Genomic DNA, 665 nt, shown 5'->3' on the forward strand with positions numbered 1-665 from the left:
TTGCACAGGGACTCCTACAGAGCAAGAAAATAGCGATCGGGGAATTCGGACGACGGCTTCGGGCCAGAAAAGGGCCTATGATCGCCATCAAGGCCATGGCCAACAAATTGGCAGCACAGTATTGGCGACTGATGGTAAAGGGGACTACCTATGTGGAACAAGGGGTGCAGACCTATGAAACACAATTGAAAAAGCAGAAGGAAAAGTACCTAAACAGGTTGGCACTGGAGTTCGATATGAAATTAGATAAGATACATTGACCTGATTAACAATAGGTTATACAACATGTCATTGGTAGCATCGTCGAAGGATCTGTCCGGTTGTTAGTATTCGAACAGATGCTTCGACTTCGCTCAGCATGACAAAAAAGATTGCTTCGTCGTGCCTCCTCGCAATGAACTGTGTATATATCCAAATAATAAATTAAATTTTCTCCAAATAATATTCTGATTAGGCCGCTTTTGCGATGTAGCCCTTTCCAGATTTTGCGATGGCGAATGCCTGTTTGATCAGTTTGTTCACCACTGCTATGATCGCGACCTTGAGCGGCTTTCCCTTTTCCATCAACCTCCCATAGAGCTCACTGCAGGCGGTGTTGCTCCTGATGGCGGATATTGCCGCCATGTACAGCACCTTTCTGACCTGGCCCATCCCCATCTTGCAGA

1 protein-coding gene and 1 pseudogene are annotated in these 665 nt (G+C 46.2%); one reads left to right on the plus strand and one right to left on the minus strand.

The window, feature by feature from the left end; genetic code table 11:
* Window positions 1–260, plus strand: a 260-nt coding sequence (locus CRJ00_RS18730) for a hypothetical protein (protein WP_218962167.1), incomplete at its 5' end; no start/stop codon positions are given.
* 190 nt (window positions 261–450) lie between these two features.
* Here CRJ00_RS18730 and CRJ00_RS02135 read toward each other — a convergent pair.
* Window positions 451–665 (minus strand): annotated as a pseudogene (locus CRJ00_RS02135) (IS110 family transposase); the annotation flags it as partial.

This window comes from Sphingobacterium sp. 1.A.4, assembly GCF_002734245.1.
GTDB classification, from domain to species: domain Bacteria; phylum Bacteroidota; class Bacteroidia; order Sphingobacteriales; family Sphingobacteriaceae; genus Sphingobacterium; species Sphingobacterium tenebrionis.